Source organism: Aquamicrobium terrae (assembly GCF_052978165.1).
Genome location: NZ_JBRKLZ010000001.1, coordinates 2253623 through 2272330 on the forward strand (window position 1 = coordinate 2253623; position 18708 = coordinate 2272330).

The window sequence follows — 18708 nt, forward strand, 5'->3', positions numbered from 1 at the left end:
TGTGCAACCCCGACCAGCTTCGCCTGATCGGGCGCTAACCGCCGTGCCCTTCATCACCCTAAACCGGGGTCCCTTTTAGGCGAAAATACAGGGTCCCGATTCCACGGTCATTGACACCTTAGGCATCTCATGGGCCAGATGCTCATGTGCTTCCACAACACGCGGCTCTACGCGATCCACCCTCACTCCGCGATACTCACAGCCTGCCCCGGCCTTGGCGCGGCTACAAACAAGGTACGGGCGGCGTCCCTTTGGGCCGCTTCCCTTATTGACCCTGAGCATAGCGCTCCCACAGCGTGGACACCGGGCCAAACCCGCCAACAGGTGAGAGACCTTGCGGCTACCGGCAGACTGTGCAGGACCGCGCTTGGCTGTCCTCATGGCTTTCGCCCTTGCGAACGTCTCCATGTCAATTATCGCAGGGTAGTAGCCGGAGAGGGGAGCCTGAGGCCTCCTCAGCTTCTTTCCCGCACCATCATATTCGAGGGTATGTGGTGTGAACTCCCCGACCGTGGCACGGTTATCCAGCACCTTGAGGACGTAAGAACGATGCCAGAACTTGCCCCGCCCGAAGGGCTTCACACCATCCTCATTAAGACGTTGCGCGATGGAGTGAGTTCCCTCACCCCCAAGGAAGGCTGTGAAGATGCCCCGGACAATTTCCGCCCGATCCTCCATGATTGAGAACCCCTTGCCATCAGCCAAGGGGTGCAGCCATGCGGGGGCGATAGAGGTGATTGGCCTATCCCCGGCATCCTCCCGCTTCTTCTCCCATGCAGCCCTAAGTCGTCTAGACTTGGTGGCGCTTTCCTCATGCGCCCGTATGAGAACCACGACGGCCTCTAGCAGGGAGAAGTCCGAGCTATCGTTATCAGCCGCATAGACCCGCCCATTTAGAAGCGTGACGACCTTAATGCCCGCTCTAACGATCTTCCTGAGTTCGCTTACCGCATCCCAAGGATCGGCGCGGGACATGCGGTCGAGGCTTTCCATGAGGAGGTAGGAGCCACGCGGAATAGCGCCGATCTGGACGGCATAGAGGAACTCACCTAGCTTGCCCGTTTGAATGTTTGCGCCCCGGAAGGCGGAAACACCAAGGTCCGCAAAGGATCGAGTATCTAGAACAAGCCCATGCTCCCTAGCATATCGGGCCGCAAGCTCGGTCTGGCGACGGAAGCTGTCACCGCGCATTTGCTCAGGAGTCGAGAAGCGCAGGTAGGAGAAGGCAAGGGGAGGAGAGGTCTCAGGCATAAAATTCACATCAATGTCAAAAGGTCTCTTGTCAATACCATCCTGATGGTCGGGCCGCCCGGCTCCGGCAAGTCGATGCTCGCCCAACGCCTGCCGTCCATCCTGCCGCCGCTGTCGCCGCGCGAATTGCTCGAAGTGTCGATGATCGCCTCCGTTGCCGGCGAGCTGGCCGAGGGCCGGCTGACCGACCGGCGTCCGTTCCGCGCCCCGCATCATTCGGCCTCGATGGCGGCTCTGGTCGGCGGCGGGCTGCGGGCGCGGCCGGGGGAAATCTCGCTCGCCCATCACGGCGTGCTGTTCCTCGACGAATTGCCCGAATTCTCGCCGCAGACGCTCGATGCCCTGCGCCAGCCGCTGGAAACCGGCGCCTGCATGATCGCCCGCGCCAATCATCGCGTCAGCTATCCGGCGCGCATCCAGCTCGTCGCGGCCATGAACCCGTGCCGCTGCGGCATGGCGGGCGAGCCGGGCTTCCGTTGCGCGCGCGGCGAGCGCTGCCGTACCGAATATCAGGCACGCATTTCCGGGCCGCTGCTCGACCGCATCGATCTCAGGATCGAGGTGCCGGCGATTTCTGCAACTGATCTGATCCGGCCCGGCAAATCGGAAACCAGCGCCTCCGTCGCTGCTCGGGTGGCGCGGGCCCGCGAGCTCCAGCGCGTGCGCTTCGAGGTATCGGGCGCGGACGGCGTGCTCACCAACGCCCAGTGCCCGCCGTCGCTGATCGAGACCGTTGCCGCGCCGGATCAGGCGGGCCTGGCCCTGTTGCAGGACGCCAGCGAAAAACTCGGCTTCTCCGGCCGCGCCTACCATCGCGTGCTGAAGGTGGCGCGTACGCTGGCCGACCTCGACGGCAGCGAGGGCGTCGGGCGGATCCATCTGGCCGAGGCGATTTCCTACAGGATGGACAGCCAGCGTCTGGCGAATGCGGCCTGAAGCATTTTGCAGCCAGACGGAATCGTCTGGCGTTGCACAAATGCGGCTGGAAAACCAAGCTGGAACAGCGGCCGCGTTCGTCAGAACGCCCGCTGCTCCAGAGCATGTCGCACGAACGTGGGAGCCGGTTTCGGGACCACGACATGCGTAAAAACAACAGCTTAAAGCGTAGGGAACGAACCTGGAAGATCGCGACGCGCTTTAAGCGGATGAGAGGCCAGCCGTCACCGGCTGCTCGCGCTCACGCCTCTTCGATGCGCAGCAGGTGGTTGTCCCAGACATGGTCGGGATCGTCGAGGGATTTGCCGTGGGGCCCGACGATGACGCCGCCGCCCGTGGTCGCCAGAAAGCCCTTGCCGTCCGGGGCGACGCCGCACACTTCGGTCAGGTCCTGTGCCGACAGCACTTTGGCTGTCGCGGCATCGATCACCGCCAGCGAATTGCCCTGCGGCGAGGTCACCGCCACGGTGCCCGACAGGGGGTTGGCGGCGACCGAGCCGACATAGTTGCGCAGGCTGTTGAGCACCTCCTGCGGCATGTCGATCAGCGCGATGCCCTTGTCGCGCGTGGCCTTGCCGACCAGCGGCGGACGGTCGGTCACCGGCCCGCGATACTGGCAGCCGAACCACACATTGCCGTCGGCGTCGGTGTCCATGTGGCGGATCGACAGCTTGTGCAGGTCGGCGGGCAGCTCGTGCTTCTCGATCAGGTCGCCGCTGATGCGGTCGACCAGCACATAGGAAGGCTGCATGGTGGCGATGTTGAGCTCGGCCCGGCCATAGTCGGGATGGGTTTCGATGCCGCCATTGGCGATGGCCAGCGTGCGTCCGTCGCCGAGCAGCAGCAATTCATGCGGGCCGACGCCGTAGGTGGGGAATTCGCCCACGCGCCGGAAGCCGGAGCGGGCGTCATAGACGCCGACCATGCCCTCGCCATTGTCGAAGTCGTTCTCGGTCGCGTAGAGCAGCGCGCCGTCCTGCGTGAACACGCCATGGCCGAAGAAGTGCCGGCCCGGCACGCTGGCAATGGCCAGCGGCTCCTCGCGGCCCTTGTGGTCGAAAACCATGGCGAAGGTGCCGGGCTGGCGCGCGAACACCACCGAGCGCCCGGAAACGGGGTCGAAGGTCACGTCATGGCCGCGATCCGGCAGATCGACCGTGTGCAGCACCTTGCCGGCTTCGGACAGCACCGCCGCGCCGTAGCTGCCGTCGCGGCGCACGAAGGCGGTGGCGAAAACGGCATCCGCCGCCAGCGTGCGCGCCCAGGCGGCGGGGGCAAGGGCCGCGGCGAAGCCGGCGCCTGCGGCGCGCAGGAAGTGGCGGCGGTCGATCAGTGGCGTGCGCATTGCGGTGCCTTTCCTGTTTCGGCCGTCTCCACGTGTCAGTCGCCGTCGAGCGACGAGAAACCGGCGGTCAGCCCGAACTCGCCGCTCAGCCTCACGCCGAACAGGTTGGAGAGGCTGGAGGCGACGGTGCCGTAGTAGTCGAGCTTTTCGCGCCGTGCCGGATCAGCCAGCACCTCCTCGACCGGGCCTTGCAGGGAGCGTGCGGCCTCGGCGCCGTTGGTGAGCTGAATTTCGATGGATTCGGCGATCCAGCGCGCCTCCGGCGATAGGGCATCGGCAAGATGCGAGGCCCGGAACAGGCCGTGCAGGCCTTCGAGATTGGCGGCGAGCGAGGCGGTCGTGCCCTGCGAGCGCCAGTAGAGCGCCTGCTTCGGCTTGTCCTTTTCCGGGCGCGAGCCGAGGAAGCCCCTGAGCCGCACGTCGCGCACCATTTCGAGCCCGTTGATGAACACGCCCATCAGCTCGGTCACGGCTTCCGAACCGTTGCGATAGACGGGATTGTCCGGGCCGGGGCTGCCCCAGATGGCGGCGAAGCCGTCCGTCCGGTTCCAGGCGTCGCGCACCTCGGCGCTCACAGCGGCGATGTTGCCGGCCACCGCCGCGCCGAAGCTGCAGCGATAGGCCCCTTCGCTTCCGGCCAGCTGGCCGGAATCGGTGCCGAACAGCACATATTCCAGCGCCCCGAAGCCCTGCATGGCGACGCTCTTGCCGGCGATCCTGTCCGGGTCGGCGGCATCCGGGTCCTTGGCCGCAAGGGCGGCCTGCACCTGCTTGAGGCCGATGCTCTTGCGGTCCGGCCAGAACAGCAACCGCTCCAGCCGGTTGCCCTCGCGGATGGGGCCGAACATGATCAGCTCCACTTTCGACCAGCTTTGCGCGGCCTGTCCGAATTCGGCGCGCGCGCTGTCGAGGGCGTCCTGCGAGGGGGTCTTGCACAGGGCCTCGACGGCCGTTTCGAGCGCGGCGGCGTGCTCCGCGAGGTCGCCATAGGCAGGGCGGACGAAGCCCTCGACCGCCTGTCCGATGACGTCGGAAGCCGGCATCGCCGCTTGGGTTGCGGCCGGTATGAAGAGGGAGAAGGCCAAGGCGAGCGCCAGGGATTTCATCTAGAGCGACTCCAGGAACTTGATCAGCGCCGCGCGGTCTTCGGCACCGGCGGCGGCAAAGCGGTCGCGCGCGCCTTGCGCCTCGCCGCCGTGCCACAATATGGCTTCGGTCAGGTTGCGGGCGCGCCCGTCATGCAAGAAGAAGGTGTGGTTGTTCACCCGTTGCGTCAGCCCGATGCCCCACAGCGGCGGCGTGCGCCACTCATGGCCGTCGGCGACGCCCACCTGCTGCCCGTCGGCGAGCCCTTCGCCCATGTCGTGCAGCAGGAAGTCGGAATAGGGCCAGATGAGCTGGAAGGCATGCGCCTTGTTCGGCGCATCGCGGCGGGTGACGAATTTAGGCGTGTGGCAGGAGGTGCAGCCCATGTCGTAGAACGCCTGCTTGCCGGCCAGGACCTCCTTGTTGTCGAGATCGCGGCGCACCGGCACGGCAAGGTTCTGCGAGTAGAAGGTCACCAGGTCCATGATCGGCTCCGGCGCCTCGGTGTCGCCGAGCCGCGCCTGAACGCCGCTCTGCATTTCGAGGCAGGTCTTCTGCGCCTCGGTGCAGTCGCCCCAATGGCGCGGCGCCTCGGGCGAGGAAATGCCGATGTCGCCGGCCAGCGCGTCGGCCGATTGCTGGCGGATGGTGGCCGCCTGGGCCTTCCAGCCGAAGCGGCCGAGCGTCGGCTTGCCGGTTGCGGGATCGGGCACGATCGCCGCCTTGCCGGAAATGCCGTCGCCGTTCGCATCGTCGGGGTCGGCATTGGCGAGGATGTCGGCGGGGTGGATCTGCTCGACGAGGCCGAGGCCGATCATCGGATTGGCGATGCGTGGCGACAAGGTCGTGCGCTTGTCGAGCGGACCGTAGCCGAGGTCGTCGATCGCATAGCTCGGCTTGCGCAGCGAGACGGCGGTGCCGTCGCCGAGGGTGACGGGCACGTCCTCATAGGTGATGCGCATGCGCCCTTCGCTGACCAGCCCCGGCACGGCGAGGTCCTGCAACTGGGTGCCGTAGACCGGATCAGGGAAGTTCAGCACCTGGTGCGCGGCGACCGCCTGCTTCTCCTCTTCCGTCTCGGCTTCCCGGGCAAGGCGCAGGAACATGGAGGTGGCGTCGAGGCTGGCCTCCGGCGGGTGGCCGCGCCCGTCCTTGAGATGACAGCTCTGGCAGGCGCGGGCGTTGAACAGCGGTCCCAGCCCGTCCGAGGCCTGGGTGGAGGAGGGCGACGACACCCAGTTCTTGCGGAAGATGGCGTTGCCGAGCTTGAAGGTGCCTTCCTCCTCGAAGGTGATGTTGGCCGAGGAGTGCGAGAAGGAATTGGCGTTGATGCGCTTCTTCGCGGTGCCGGCGCCGCCCTGCATCAGTTCGAACTGTTCGGGCCTGGAAAAATCCGCGGTCGGCGTGGTGATCGCCCTGACGCGGGCAAGGTCCTTGGGCGTGAGGTCGTCGCGCACCGAAGGCGTGTCGGGCAGGTCGCCGGCCGTCGCCGGCGAGGCCGGCACCAGCAGCAGCGCCGCCAGGGCGCCCGCGCCCTTCCGGAGAAGCATGAGCCGCCGCCCGCAGGGGGCGGCGCAGTCACGTCCACCCGACGCCAGGCGAACACGCCTTGCGGCACCATGTCGTGCGGGCCCGGAGCCGGCTCCGGGATCGGAGGGATGCGGCAGGCCAGAACCGGCCCGCCGCCGGCGACGCAGAAAACCTAGTATGCGCCGCATTCCCGCATGTCCTATTCGGCCTCGTTGGCCGGGGCGGCGTTGAGAAGGCCGTATTTCTCTTCGCCGATCGAAGCGAGCAGGTCGAGCTGCGTCTCGAGGAAGTCGATATGCCCTTCCTCGTCCGAGAGCAGTTCCTCGAACAGCTTCATGGTGACGTAGTCGCCCAGTTCGTTGCAAATCTCGCGCGACCGCTTGTAGGAGGTGCGCGCGTCATATTCGCCGGCCAGGTCCGATTCCAGCACTTCCTTCACATTCTGGCCGATGCGCAGCGGGGCCACGGATTGAAGGTTCGGATGGCCTTCGAGGAAGATGATGCGCGCCACCAGCTTGTCGGCGTGATGCATCTCCTCGATCGATTCCTCGCGCTCTTTCTTGGCGAGCTTCTGATAACCCCAGTCTTCCAGAAGACGATAGTGCAGCCAATACTGATTGACAGCACCAAGCTCCAGGAAAAGAGCTTCGTTAAGCCGCTCGATGATTTGTGAGTCGCCTTTCATGGGTCCTGCTCCCGTATTGGATGCGCAATTCTCTTACGCGATCCAAGTGTGAAACGATGTCCACGCCGCCCGCCTCCGAGCGGACGTGGTACTCCTCGGTTACCCGAATGATCGTTTCGACCACATTTGGGAAGCAGCCGCAACAACGACCGCGCTTCTTCATATAATGATAGACTTTCGCCGGCACGATCAGCTGCCACGGATCGCTGTCCAGCAGATCGACGATTGCGTCCTCGATCTCCTTTTCGGTGATGATGTTGCAGTGGCAGATCAGCATGTCGTCTCGGCCTGGCTGAGCGGCGCGTAACAGCGCCGCCATAGCTGGAAGGGGAGGTGGGGAGCGGTCCTTACTGGAAAACCTTGTCGGGAGCGTCGAGGCTGTCGGAGCCCTCGAAGGCTATGGCGTCGAGCTTCAGAGCGGCGACCACGCGTTCGATCGACTTGGTCTGGTCGACCAGCGCGTCGATGGCGGCCTGCACGGTGGCATTGCCTTCCGCGTTGCCCTCGCCGATCTGCTGGTCATAGGCCTCGCCCCCCTCGGCGCGCGCCTGGATGGCTTCCATCTTGGCCACGGTCGCATCCAGCTTGCCGGTCATCTCGGTGTCGAGCGCGGGGTCGATCCCCTTGACCATCTCGGACAGCGAGGGGCCTTCGACGGTCGAGCCGTCGATGCGCTTGTAGCTGCCCAGATAGGCTTCGCGGATGCCGGCCGCGTCGTAGAGATGCGAGATGTGGGTGTTGTCGGAGAAGCAGTCGTGCTCTTCCTCCGGATCGTGCAGCAGCAGGCCGAGCTTCATGCGCTCGCCGGCAAGCTCGCCATAGGAGAGCGAGCCCATGCCGGTGAGGATGGTCGACAGGCCGGTGTTGTCGTCGCCGTCGGTCAGCGCCTTGCGGGCCTCGCCGCCTTCCTTCCAGTTGTCGACCATTTCCTGCAGGTCCGAAACCAGCAGGGTGGAAGCCGCCTTCAGATATTCGGCGCGGCGCTCGCAATTGCCGCCGGTGCAATTGGCCTTGTCATAGTCGGTAAAGGGGCGCTCGCCGGCGCCCGGGCCGGTGCCGTTGAGGTCCTGGCCCCACAGCAGGAATTCGATGGCGTGATAGCCGGTGGCCACATTGGCCTCGATGTCGCCGGCTTCCTGCAGCGTGCCGGACAGGAATTCCGGCGTCAGCTTGGAGGCGTCGACTTCCTGGCCGTCGATCTCGATCTTGGTGTTGGCGATCACATTGGCGGTATAGAGGGTGTTTTCGTCGGATTCGGTGCCGTAGCTGGTGTCGACATAGTCGATCAGGCCCTCGTCCAGCGGCCAGGCATTCACCCGTCCTTCCCAATCGTCGACGATGGCATTGCCGAAGCGATAGACCTCCGTCTGCTGGTAGGGAATGCGCGCCGCCTTCCAGGCTGCCTTGGCCGCATCCAGCGTCTCGGCGGAAGGCGTGGCGAGCAGGGCGTCGATGGCCGTGTCCAGCGTCTTGGCGGTTGTCAGCGAGTCTTCGTATTTGGCAAGCGCGATGTCGGAATAGGTCTTGATGATCGCTTTCGCGTCGGTCTCCGCCCTGGCCGGCAGGATGAAAATGGCTGCCGTCAGCGCCGCGGTGGCGCCGATCGCCGCCATTCTGGCCATGTGGCGGGTCGAGACCCGGTTTCTCGTCATCACTCTCATCTCCTCAAGGAGTTCAGATGTCCGCTTGCCGGCGCCGGGGAGGCGAACCGGTGCCGGCTGCACGGACTGCTTCGACGGAAGGAGATGATGTCACGGTCGGCACGGCACCTTGCCGCGGACGGGGCAGGACAAATCCACGACGGACATTGCCGGCACGAAACAACACCGAAGCCTCCAATCGAAAGGGTTAAAGGCCCTCACATCAAAGGTATGCGCCAAAACGCACATTCTCATAAAGCTTCCCGTCTGCCGAAAGTCAATCAAAATCTCCAAAAAGGGCAATCAAAACAATAGTTTAGAATTATTCTAAACTGAAGGAGTCAGGTTTACAGGCGCAACGGCCGGCAATTGCCGGTTGACAGCCGGGCCCGGGCGGTGCGACGCCGGTCGCACCCTCTTGCCGCGCGGGGCGCCAGTCGCCATCTGGCGGGGGTAGGCCCTGTCCTCGAATGCTTGAAATCCGGGAAGCTGTGCGATGAAGAATGGTGCGATCATTGTGGGAGCCGGCCATGCCGGAGTGCAGGCGGCGGCCAGCCTGCGCGAGGAGGGCTTCGACGGCCCCGTTCTGCTGATCGGCGAGGAAAACGAGCTTCCCTATCACAAGCCGCCGCTGTCCAAGACCTTCATCAAGGATGCCGAGGCGCGGCCCCAGCTTCTGCGCGGCGAAAGCTTCTACAGCGGCAACGCCATCGACTACCGGCCCGGGTTGCGCGTCACCGGCATCGACTTGGCCGGCCGCCGCCTCGAACTGGCCGGCGCTGCGCCGCTGGCCTTCGACCGGCTGGTCCTGGCCACCGGCTCGCGCCCGCGCAAGCTGCCCATCGACGGGGCCGGCCTGGCCGGCGTCGTCTCGCTGCGCGAGGTGGCGGATGCCCGCCTGATCCGCGAGCTCAGCGGCGCCTGCGCGGACGTGGTGGTGCTCGGCGGCGGCTTCATCGGGCTGGAGATCGCCGCCACGCTGCGCGCCGCCGGCCGCAACGTCACCGTGGTCGAAGCCATGGACCGGCTGCTCGGCCGCGTCGTGGCGCCGCCGATCGGCCAGCATGTGCGCCAGCGCCTGGCCGATATGGGCGTGCGCATCCTCACCGGCACGACGGTCAGCCGGCTGGAGGGCGAAAACGGACATGTCTCGGCCGCCGTCACCTCCGCCGGCGAGCGCCTGCCGGCGCAACTCGTCATCGTCGGGGTCGGGGTCGTGCCCAATGTGGAACTGGCCGAGCAGGCCGGGCTTGCCGTCTCGAACGGCATCCGCGTCGATGCGCAGATGCGCACCTCGGTGCCCGAGGTCCTGTCGGTCGGCGATGTCGCGTCCTACCGCCACTGGTCCACCGGCGGCGACGTGCGGCTGGAATCGGTGCAGAACGCCACCGACCAGGCGCGGCTGGCGGCGCGCACCATCGTCGGCGGCGCGGACGCCTATGGGGCGGTGCCGTGGTTCTGGTCGGACATCGGCGACATGAAGCTGCAGATGGTGGGGCTGACCGCCGGCGCCGACAGCCATCTGGTGGTCGGCGAGCCGCAGGACAACAGGTTCTCCGTCTATCACTTCGCCGGCGACAGGCTGCTCGCCATCGAATCGGTCAACCGCCCGGCCGACCACATGCTCGGCCGCAAGATGCTGGGCGCCGGCTTCTCGCCGTCGCGGCAGGCGGTGCTGGAGGGCGCCGATGCGTTGAAGGCCGCTTTCGCGGCCGCAGGATGAAAAAAGCCCCGGCCGCGGGACAGCCGGGGTGTTGATTGCCTGCCTGTGAAGAAGCCTATTTGCGCGCCAGCAGGTCGCGGATTTCGGTCAGCAGGGCAACGTCGGCGGGCGGCGGGGCGTCCGCCGCCGCTTCGGGCTGGCGCTCCACGCGCTTGCGGATGCTGTTCACCCCCTTGACCATCAGGAAGATGATCCAGGCCAGGATCAGGAAGTTCAGGACCACGGTGAGGAAGGAGCCGTAGGCGAATACCGCGCCCTGTTCCCTGGCCGCGGCCAGCGAGGTTGCCGTCACCGTCGAGGACAGCGGCAGGAAGAAGTTGTTGAAGTCGAGGCCGCCGAAGACGGCGCCGACGATGGGCATGATGATGTCGTTGACCAGCGAATCGACGATCTTGCCGAAGGCGGCGCCGATGATCACGCCGACGGCCAGATCCATTACATTGCCTCTGGAAATAAACTCCTGAAATTCCTTCAGCATTTTCCTCTCCAATGTGTGCGGCACATGCCGCTTCGTTGCTGCCCCACCCGGTCGGTGCCCGTGCGACAATAGCAGAAACCGTGGGTTGAAAAACGGGGAAATCGCGGCCCGGTTTCCGCCAGCCCTGCCCGCCTGCCCTCCACGCCGAAGGTCGCGGTGGACAGCCATGCCCGGCTGTGCTTGCCTCGTATCGTCAGGAAGCCGTGGAAGTCGAGCCGTGCTGGGCTGGTTGATCGTTGTCGCCGCCATTCTCTATGTGACGATGCTGTTCGCCGTCGCCGCCCTCGGCGATCGCCATGCGGCGCGGCGCGGCCCCATCGCCTCGCGCCCCTATATCTATTCGCTGAGCCTTGCGATCTACTGCACCTCGTGGACCTTCTTCGGCTCGGTGGGCCTCGCTTCCGAGCGCGGCCTCGAATTCCTGACCATCTATGTCGGGCCGATCCTGATCTTCATCTTCGGCTACCCGTTCCTGCGGCGGGTCATCCGGCTGAGCAAGGCCGAGAAGATCACCTCGATCGCCGACTTTCTGGCTGCCCGCTACGGCAAGAGCTTCGCCGTCGCCTCGATCGCCACCATCATCGCCACGGTCGGCATCATCCCCTATATCGCGCTGCAACTGCGCTCCATCGCCGGCTCCATCGGCCTGATGGCGGCCTTCTATTCGCCCGACGTGATCTCCGACGAATTCGTCTATCGCGACGTCGCCTTCCTGGTGGCCTTCCTGCTGGCCGCCTTCGCGGTGCTGTTCGGGACGCGGCATGCCGATGCGACGGAGCATCAGGACGGGCTGGTGCTGGCCATGGCGGTGGAGTCGGTCATCAAGCTGGCCGCCTTCCTTGCCGTCGGCATTGCGGTGACGCTGTTCTTGTTCAGCAGCCCCGACAATCTGTTCGAGGCCATGCAGGCCAACGAGATGGTGCAGGCCTCGATGGGCTTCCAGACCTCGCCGTCGACCTGGATCGTGCTGACCATGCTGGCCGGCAGCGCCATCGTCATGCTGCCGCGCCAGTTCTACATGACCATCGTCGAGAACCGTTCCGAGCAGGAGCTGAAGACCGCGAACTGGCTGTTCCCGCTCTATCTGGTGCTCATCAACCTGTTCGTGGTGGTCATCGCCTTCGGCGGCCTCACCGTGGTGGGCGGGCGCGCCAGCGCCGACCTCTATGTTCTGGCCGTCCCCCTGTTCAACGGCCATCACGTCATGGCCATGATCGCCTTCATCGGCGGGCTTTCGGCCGCCACCGCCATGGTGATCGTCGAAAGCGTGGCGCTGTCGATCATGATCTCCAACGACCTCGTCATTCCGCTGGTGCTGCGCCGCCTGCTGCGCTCGGCCTCGGGCGAGCGCGAGGACTGGTCGAAGGTGATCATCGTCATCCGCCGCGCGGCGATCTTCTGCATCCTGTTCGTGTCGTTCCTCTATTATCAGGAGATGGCCGACAATGTGCGCCTCGTCGCCTTCGGCCTGATCTCCTTCGCCGCCATCGCCCAGTTCGCGCCGGCCTTCGTCGGCGGGCTGGTGTGGCGCGGGGCCAACGCCCGCGGCGCGGTGCTCGGCATGGTGTTCGGCATTCTGCTGTGGGCCTATACGCTGTTCGTGCCCTCGCTGCTGCCGCCCGACACCTCCTTTCTGGTCGACGGGCCTCTGGGCATCGCGGCGCTGAAGCCGCAGGCGCTGTTCGGCACCAGCGGCGAGCCGCTGACCCATGGCGTGCTATGGAGCCTTGCCGTCAATGTCGTCTTCTACGTGCTGGGCTCGCTGTCGCGGGCCTCGCATCCGCGCGAGCGCATCCAGGCGGCGATCTTCGTGCCGCGCGAGACCAGCCCGATGCCGAGCCTGCGGCGGCTGCGCACCGAGGTCACCGTCAACGAGATGAAGGACACCATCGCGCGCTATCTGGGGGTGGAGCGCACCGAGCGCTCGTTCCAGTCGTTCGAGCAGCGCGAGGGACGCAGCTTTCCCGGCAACGCGCCGGCCACGGCCGAAACCCTGCGCTTCGGCGAGCAGCTCCTGGCCAGCGCCGTCGGGTCCTCCTCGGCTCGCCTCATCCTGTCCCTCCTGGTGCAGCGCCACGACCGCTCGGCCAAGCATGCCTTCCGCCTGCTCGACGATGCGTCGGACGCGCTCCAGCAGAACCGCGACCTGCTCCAGATCGCGCTCGACCAGATGGAGCAGGGCATCACCGTGTTCGACAAGGATCTGCGGCTGACCTGCTGGAACCGGCAATACCGCCTGCTGTTCGACCTGCCGGACGAGATGGGGCAGGTGGGGGTGTCGCTGGCCCAGATCTTCGGTTTCCTCGGCGACCGCGGCGACATCACCGGGGCCGAGGAGGTTGCGGCGCTCAACCGCCTGACGCGCTTCGGCGAGCCCTGGCAGCTCGAACTGCTCACCAGCGGGCGCATTCTCGAGCTGCGCTCCAACCCGATGCCCGACGGCGGGATCGTCGCCACCTATGCCGACATCACCCAGCGCATGCAGGCCGACCTCGCCCTGAAGCGGGTGAACGAGACGCTGGAACAGCGGGTGGTGCGGCGCACGGCCGAGCTGACGCAGGTCAACGAAGAGCTGGCGCAGGCGCAGAAGATCGCCGAGGAGGCCAATCTGGGCAAGACGCGCTTCCTTGCCGCCGTCGGCCACGATATCCTCCAGCCGCTCAACGCGGCGCGGCTCTACTGCTCCTCGCTGATCGAGAAGGCGCCGCGCGGCCCGCTCGGCGACGCGGCCGTCAACATCGAATCCTCGCTGGAATCGGTGGAGACCATCCTGGGCGCCGTGCTCGACATATCGCGCCTCGATGCGGGGGCCATGAAACCGGACGAGACCGTCTTCAGCCTGGACGGCCTGTTGCAGCAGATCGCCACCGACTTTCAGCCGATGGCCTCGGCCAAGGGGCTGCGGCTGCGCATCGTGCCCTCGTCGATCAGCGTGCGCACCGACCGCAACCTGTTCAGGCGGCTGGTCCAGAACCTCGTTTCCAATGCCATCAAATACACGCGCCGGGGCCGCGTGCTGGTCGGCGCACGCCGGCGCGGCGAGCTGGTCGAGATCCAGGTGATCGACACCGGCATCGGCATCGGGCCGGACCAGCTCAACACCGTGTTCCGCGAGTTCACGCGCCTCGACGAGGGCGCCCGGGAGGCCGAAGGACTGGGGCTCGGCCTTTCCATCGTCGACCGCATCGCCCGGGTGCTGCATCTGGAAATCCGCATCTCCTCGGTGACGGCGCAGGGAACCCGGTTTTCGGTGCTTCTGCCTGTCGTCTCCGGCGAGGCGGCACGACCCGTGCGGCGGCAGGTGCCGCCGCCACGGCCCTTCTCGACCCTGTCGGGCCTCGAAGTCCTGTGCATCGACAACGATCCCCGCATTCTGGAAGGCATGCGCCTGTTGCTGGAGGGCTGGGGCTGCTCGGTCACGGTTTTCTCCGGCTTGCGCGCATTCCTCGAGGCGCGCGACCGGCGGCCGCCGGTCGACATCATCCTTGCCGACTATCATCTCGACGGCGAGAACGGGCTCGATGCCATCGACCGCCTGCGCGACATCTACGGGATCGAGACGCCGGCCGTGCTGGTAACGGCGGATCGCTCGACCGAAGTACGCGCCGAGGCCGAGGCGCGCGGTGTCACGGTCATCAACAAGCCGGTGCGCCCGGCCGCCCTGCGCACCATGCTTTCGCGCGTGCGCCCGCTGGCGGCGGAGTAAAGCATGATCCCGAAAAGTTGCAGACTTTTCGGACAGGATCATGCGTCGGGCAAACAACCATGATCCCGAAAGGTGCAGCCTGTTCGGACAGGATCATGCGTCGGGCAAAGAATCATGGTCGCGAAAGGTGCAGGCCGTGCACGCCGGCGCTCAGGCGGCGGCGATGGAGTCGGTGCCGATCTTGGAGAGCTGGATCACGGCCTGCGTGCGGCTGTCGACGTCGAGCTTCTGCAGGATCGCCGAGACATGCGCCTTCACCGTGGCTTCCGATACGCCGAGCTCATAGGCGATCTGCTTGTTGAGCAGCCCTTCGCCGAGCATGGAGAGCACCCGCGTCTGCTGCGGCGTCAGCGTTTGCAGGCGCCGGATCAGGTTGGAGATTTCGGGGTCGCGCTCCTCGCCGAGGTCCATTTCCGCCGGCGCCGCGATGCCGCCGTCCAGCACGGTGCGCACCGCGCTGCGGATTTCCTCCATGCTGGCCGATTTGGAGATGAAGCCGGAGGCACCGAGATCCAGCGCCCGCCGGATCGTCACCGCATCGTCATGCGCCGAGACCACCACGATGGGCAGTGAGGGCTGGATGCCGTGCAGCGAGATCAGGCCCGAAAGCCCGCTGGCGCCCGGCATGGCGAGGTCGAGCAACAAAAGATCGATGTCGCCATTGCCGACCAGCACCGACTTGGCGCTCTCGAAATCGCCGGCTTCGAGAATGGACGGCTCCTCGCCGATGCCGGCGATCGCCTCCTTCAAGGCCCCGCGAAACAGCGGGTGATCATCGGCGATTACGAAGGTGTAGCCTGACGGCAATGATTCCTCCCCGCCACCGCTTGTCTGCCCGTTTCGACGGCAGCCGGCGAATTATGCGTCGGCGTGCCGTGTTTTCAAGCACAAACTTTACGCCGTCGGTTCGGCGCCTCCGTTCCGGCCCGCGGCCGTGCTCAGGTCCGGTCCGGCGCCGGCTTCGGTCCGGCGGTGTCCTGATTTTCCATGTCCTTGACGATGCCCATGAAGGAGCGGAAGAACCGCTCGACATAGCTCATCGTCTTGTTGAACTCCTCCTCCGTGGGCAGGGTGGATTCCAGCCGCGCGGCCAGCGAGTTCTCGAGCTTCGCCACCCGGTCTTCCAACGCCTTCACCTGGCTTTGCAGGCGCTCCATCTCGTCCTGCACGACGTTGCGCTCGTCGGCCGCCATGCGGCAGACAAGCTGGCCGGACTGCTCGCGGCAGGTCGACATGGCACCGGTGGTCGTGTCCATGCGCACGAAGCCGTCGTCGGTCTTTTCCATCCGGTAGCGCTCGGCCTCGCCCTGGGCCGAAGCCGGGATCGCCAGCAGGGCGAGCAAGGGCAGGGCGATCAGGATGCGGTCTCGCATGGAAGCCTCCTTCCGGCTGTTTGCCCCCAAATATGGTGGCCGGAGTATAGCAGCCATTGTGCCCGAAATGGGGATGGCCGCACAGGCGCACTTTCCATGGCCGGGGCTTGGCGGTATAGCCCGCTCATGTCGAGCCTCATCTACAAGATCGTTCCGCGCACCCTGTGGCGCGAAGCCGAGCGCACGGGAAGCTTCGCCGGTGCGCCGGTGGACCTGGCCGACGGCTATATCCATTTCTCGACCGCCGCCCAGCTGTGCGAGACCGCGGCAAAGCACTTCGCCGGGCAGGACGACCTGGTCCTGGTCGCCGTCGACGGCGCGGCTCTGGGCGAGGCCCTGCGCTGGGAGCCCTCGCGCGGCGGCGCGCTGTTTCCGCATCTCTACGCGGCCCTTGCCGTCGACGCGGCCCTTTGGGTGCGCCCGCTGCCGCTGGCGGAGGACGGGCGGCATCGGTTTCCCGAACTGGCCCCATTTTCTGAACCGCCCCCATTTTCCAAACCGGAGTAGGCATGAGCGCGCTGGATGCGATCGGCAGGAAGCTGCTGTTTTCCCTCGATCCCGAAACCGCGCACGGGCTTTCCATCGCCGCGTTGCGCTGCGGCCTGCCGGTCGGGCCGAAGCCGCCGCGTGATGAACGCCTCCGGGTGCGGCTGTGCGGCCTCGATTTTCCCAATCCGCTCGGCATGGCGGCCGGTTACGACAAGAACGCCGAGGTGCCGGATGCGCTTCTCGGCCTCGGCTTCGGCTTTGCCGAAGTGGGCACCGTCACACCGCTGGCGCAGCCGGGCAATCCGCGCCCGCGCATCTTCCGCCTGACCGAGGACGAGGCGGTCATCAACCGGCTCGGCTTCAACAATGAGGGCCATGAGGCGGCCGAGCGCCGGCTTCGCGTCCGCAAGGGCAGGGGCGGCATCGTCGGCGTCAATATCGGCGCCAACAAGGACAGCGCCGACCGCATCGCCGACTATGAGCGCGGCGTGGCGCGCTTTGCGCCGCTCGCCTCCTATCTCACCGCCAACATCTCCTCGCCCAACACGCCGGGCCTGCGCAACATGCAGGCGCGCGCGCAACTGGCCGAGCTTCTGTCGCGCGTCATGGCCGCGCGCGAGGCCGCGGCGGCAAGGCCGCCGGTCTTCCTCAAGATCGCTCCCGACCTGGTCGAGGCCGAGCTGGAGGACATCGCCGCCGAGGTTCTGGCCAGCGGCATCGACGGCGTCATCGTCTCCAATACCACCATCTCGCGCCCGCCGCTGAAAAGTGGCGCGGTCGCCGGCGAGACGGGCGGTCTGTCGGGCAAGGTGCTGTTCGAGCGCTCGACGGTCGTGCTGGCGAAGATGCGCAAGCTGCTGGGTCCCGAGATCGCCATCATCGGCGTCGGCGGGGTGAATTCGGCTGAGACGGCGCTGGAGAAGATCCGCGCCGGGGCCGACCTCGTCCAGCTCTATACGGGCATGATCTTCGCGGGCCCCTCGCTGCCGGCGCGCATGCTGTCGGACATGGCCGGTGCGTTGCAGCGGGGCGGGCACGCTTCGGTGCGGGAGCTGCGCGACGTCTCGCTGGAAAAATGGGCGGCAAAGCCGCTCTGAAGGCCGGCTTTACGAGACCGTTTGCGCAGGGCCGGGCGCGAAGGTCGAGCGTTCGCGTCTGGGCAGCATGGCGGCAAGGCCAAGCCCGCGCATCAGCAGGAAGATGTGCAACGCGATCCACAGGCCGTGATTGCCGAGCAGCGGAGTCAGCACCGTCATGGCCGCCGCGAAGGCAGCCAGCGCCAGAAGCATGATGTTGCGCATGTCCGTCGACCATGTCGCGCCGATGAAGACCCCGTCCATCTCGAAGGCAAGCACGGCGCTGACCGCGGTAAAGGCTGCCCAGGGCAGGAAGGCGGTGGCCATCGCGCGCACGTCCTCGGCGGTGGTGAGGAAGGCGATGAGACCGCCGCCCCAGGCAAGCAGCGCCGCCGTCGCCACGCCCGCCAGCACGAAGCCCCACACCGCGCAAAGCCGCACCGTGCGGCGGAAGGCGTTGCGGTCGCGGGCGCCGACGGCGCGGCCGGCAAGCTGCTCGGCGGCGGTGGCGAAACCGTCGAGGAAGAAGGCGGTTGCCATGAAGAAATTCATCAGCACGGCATTGGCGGCCAGCGTCACCGTGCCGAACTGCGCGCCCTGGCGGGCGAACAGGGCGAAAGTCGCCAGAAGCGCGAAGGAGCGGATCATGATGTCGCGGTTGAGCGACAGCATGCGCCAGACGGACGCCATGTCAGCGATGCGGGTCAGGTCGATGCGCGGCCCGGTGCGGAAGCGCGACAGCACGATGGCCATGCCGGCCAGCATGGCCGCCAGTTCGCCGCCGATCGTGCCCCAGGCGACGCCGGCCACGTTCCAGCCGAGATGGAGGCCGAGATAGAGCGAAAAGGCGATGTTGGTGCCGTTGAGCAAAATTTGCAGCCCCAGCGCGGCCTTGCCCTCGCCGCGCCCGAGCAGGTAGCCGAGGAGCGCATAGTTGATCAGCGCGGCGGGCGCGCCCAGCAGGCGGATGCGGACATAGGTGTCGAGCGCCCGGTTCACCGCCGGTTCGGCGCCGAGGAAGCCTATGCCGCCGGCCGCGATCAGCGGCGCCATGATGGCGATGAGCAGGCCCAGCCCCAAAGCGATGAGAAAGGCACGCCAGAACACGGCCTGTTCCTCGCCGGCATCGCCGGCGCCGAAGGCCTGCGCCACCAGCCCGGTGGTGCCGGAACGCAGGAAGTTCAGCGTGGTGAAGACGACATTGAACACCAGCGCGCCGGCGGCGAGCCCGCCCAGCAGCGCCGCATCGCCATACTGGCCGATGATCGCCGTGTCGGCGAGGCCGAGCAGCGGCGTCGTCATGTAGGCCAGCGTCATCGGCACGGCTATGGCCAGCACCGTGCGGTTGGAGACGGTGAAGCCGCGTGTGGGGCGAAGCGCCTTGCTGTCG

General features: G+C 66.4%; 15 protein-coding genes and 1 pseudogene. 5 read left to right on the forward strand and 11 right to left on the reverse strand.

Going from position 1 to position 18708, the window contains the following annotated elements; genetic code table 11:
- Positions 1 to 75: 75 nt before the first annotated feature.
- Complete coding sequence (locus ACVCNR_RS11220) at positions 76 to 1251, reverse strand: recombinase family protein (protein ID WP_447074846.1); 1176 nt, start codon at positions 1249 to 1251, stop codon at positions 76 to 78.
- Between ACVCNR_RS11220 and ACVCNR_RS11225 the strand changes: the two are divergent.
- Positions 1216 to 2187: pseudogene (locus ACVCNR_RS11225) on the forward strand (YifB family Mg chelatase-like AAA ATPase); the annotation flags it as partial. The gene ACVCNR_RS11220 and the pseudogene ACVCNR_RS11225 overlap by 36 nt on opposite strands.
- A gap of 241 nt (positions 2188 to 2428) precedes the next feature.
- Here the strand turns inward: ACVCNR_RS11225 and ACVCNR_RS11230 are convergent.
- The 6 genes from ACVCNR_RS11230 to ACVCNR_RS11255 form a co-directional block, all read right to left on the reverse strand.
- Positions 2429 to 3532, reverse strand: coding sequence for a DUF1513 domain-containing protein (locus ACVCNR_RS11230; RefSeq protein WP_447074847.1), 1104 nt, complete (start codon positions 3530 to 3532; stop codon positions 2429 to 2431).
- A gap of 35 nt (positions 3533 to 3567) precedes the next feature.
- Positions 3568 to 4638: an imelysin family protein gene (locus ACVCNR_RS11235; RefSeq protein WP_447074849.1), complete on the reverse strand. Its 1071-nt coding sequence runs from the start codon at positions 4636 to 4638 to the stop codon at positions 3568 to 3570.
- Positions 4639 to 6336, reverse strand: a complete 1698-nt coding sequence (locus ACVCNR_RS11240) for a di-heme oxidoreductase family protein (protein WP_447074850.1) — start codon at positions 6334 to 6336, stop codon at positions 4639 to 4641.
- A gap of 11 nt (positions 6337 to 6347) precedes the next feature.
- Positions 6348 to 6833 carry a bacterioferritin gene (gene bfr, locus ACVCNR_RS11245; RefSeq protein WP_354194503.1) on the reverse strand — a complete coding sequence of 162 codons (486 nt, stop codon included), beginning with the start codon at positions 6831 to 6833 and terminating at the stop codon, positions 6348 to 6350.
- The gene (locus ACVCNR_RS11250; protein WP_354194505.1) at positions 6799 to 7110 is read right to left on the reverse strand and encodes a (2Fe-2S)-binding protein; all 312 of its coding nucleotides are present in this window, start codon (positions 7108 to 7110) and stop codon (positions 6799 to 6801) included. The genes bfr and ACVCNR_RS11250 overlap by 35 nt, the downstream gene beginning before the upstream one ends.
- Positions 7111 to 7180: 70 nt before the next feature.
- A complete protein-coding gene (locus ACVCNR_RS11255; RefSeq protein ID WP_435521555.1) occupies positions 7181 to 8455 on the reverse strand; it encodes an imelysin family protein in 1275 nt (424 codons plus the stop codon).
- 514 nt (positions 8456 to 8969) lie between these two features.
- Here ACVCNR_RS11255 and ACVCNR_RS11260 point away from each other — a divergent pair.
- Positions 8970 to 10196, forward strand: a complete 1227-nt coding sequence (locus ACVCNR_RS11260; RefSeq protein ID WP_447074852.1) for an NAD(P)/FAD-dependent oxidoreductase — start codon at positions 8970 to 8972, stop codon at positions 10194 to 10196.
- A gap of 55 nt (positions 10197 to 10251) precedes the next feature.
- Here the strand turns inward: ACVCNR_RS11260 and mscL are convergent, their stop codons facing one another.
- Positions 10252 to 10674, reverse strand: a complete 423-nt coding sequence (gene mscL / locus ACVCNR_RS11265; RefSeq protein WP_354194511.1) for a large conductance mechanosensitive channel protein MscL — start codon at positions 10672 to 10674, stop codon at positions 10252 to 10254.
- 217 nt (positions 10675 to 10891) lie between these two features.
- On the opposite strand from mscL, the gene ACVCNR_RS11270 reads away from it, so the two are divergent.
- Positions 10892 to 14380: a hybrid sensor histidine kinase/response regulator gene (locus tag ACVCNR_RS11270; RefSeq protein WP_354194513.1), complete on the forward strand. Its 3489-nt coding sequence runs from the start codon at positions 10892 to 10894 to the stop codon at positions 14378 to 14380.
- A 150-nt stretch (positions 14381 to 14530) separates the two neighbouring features.
- Here the strand turns inward: ACVCNR_RS11270 and ACVCNR_RS11275 are convergent, their stop codons facing one another.
- Positions 14531 to 15187: a response regulator gene (locus ACVCNR_RS11275; protein WP_354194515.1), complete on the reverse strand. Its 657-nt coding sequence runs from the start codon at positions 15185 to 15187 to the stop codon at positions 14531 to 14533.
- A gap of 131 nt (positions 15188 to 15318) precedes the next feature.
- Positions 15319 to 15753, reverse strand: a complete 435-nt coding sequence (locus ACVCNR_RS11280; protein ID WP_354194517.1) for a hypothetical protein — start codon at positions 15751 to 15753, stop codon at positions 15319 to 15321.
- Positions 15754 to 15879: 126 nt separating this feature from the next.
- Between ACVCNR_RS11280 and ACVCNR_RS11285 the strand changes: the two genes are divergently transcribed.
- Positions 15880 to 16260, forward strand: coding sequence for a DUF952 domain-containing protein (locus tag ACVCNR_RS11285; RefSeq protein WP_354194519.1), 381 nt, complete (start codon positions 15880 to 15882; stop codon positions 16258 to 16260).
- Between the two features lie 2 nt (positions 16261 to 16262).
- Positions 16263 to 17339, forward strand: a complete 1077-nt coding sequence (locus tag ACVCNR_RS11290; protein WP_447074853.1) for a quinone-dependent dihydroorotate dehydrogenase — start codon at positions 16263 to 16265, stop codon at positions 17337 to 17339.
- A gap of 9 nt (positions 17340 to 17348) precedes the next feature.
- Here the strand turns inward: ACVCNR_RS11290 and ACVCNR_RS11295 are convergent, their stop codons facing one another.
- Entirely contained in the window at positions 17349 to 18635 is a 1287-nt protein-coding gene (locus ACVCNR_RS11295) for an MATE family efflux transporter (RefSeq protein ID WP_447075682.1), read from the reverse strand.
- Between the last annotated feature and the right edge of the window lie 73 nt (positions 18636 to 18708).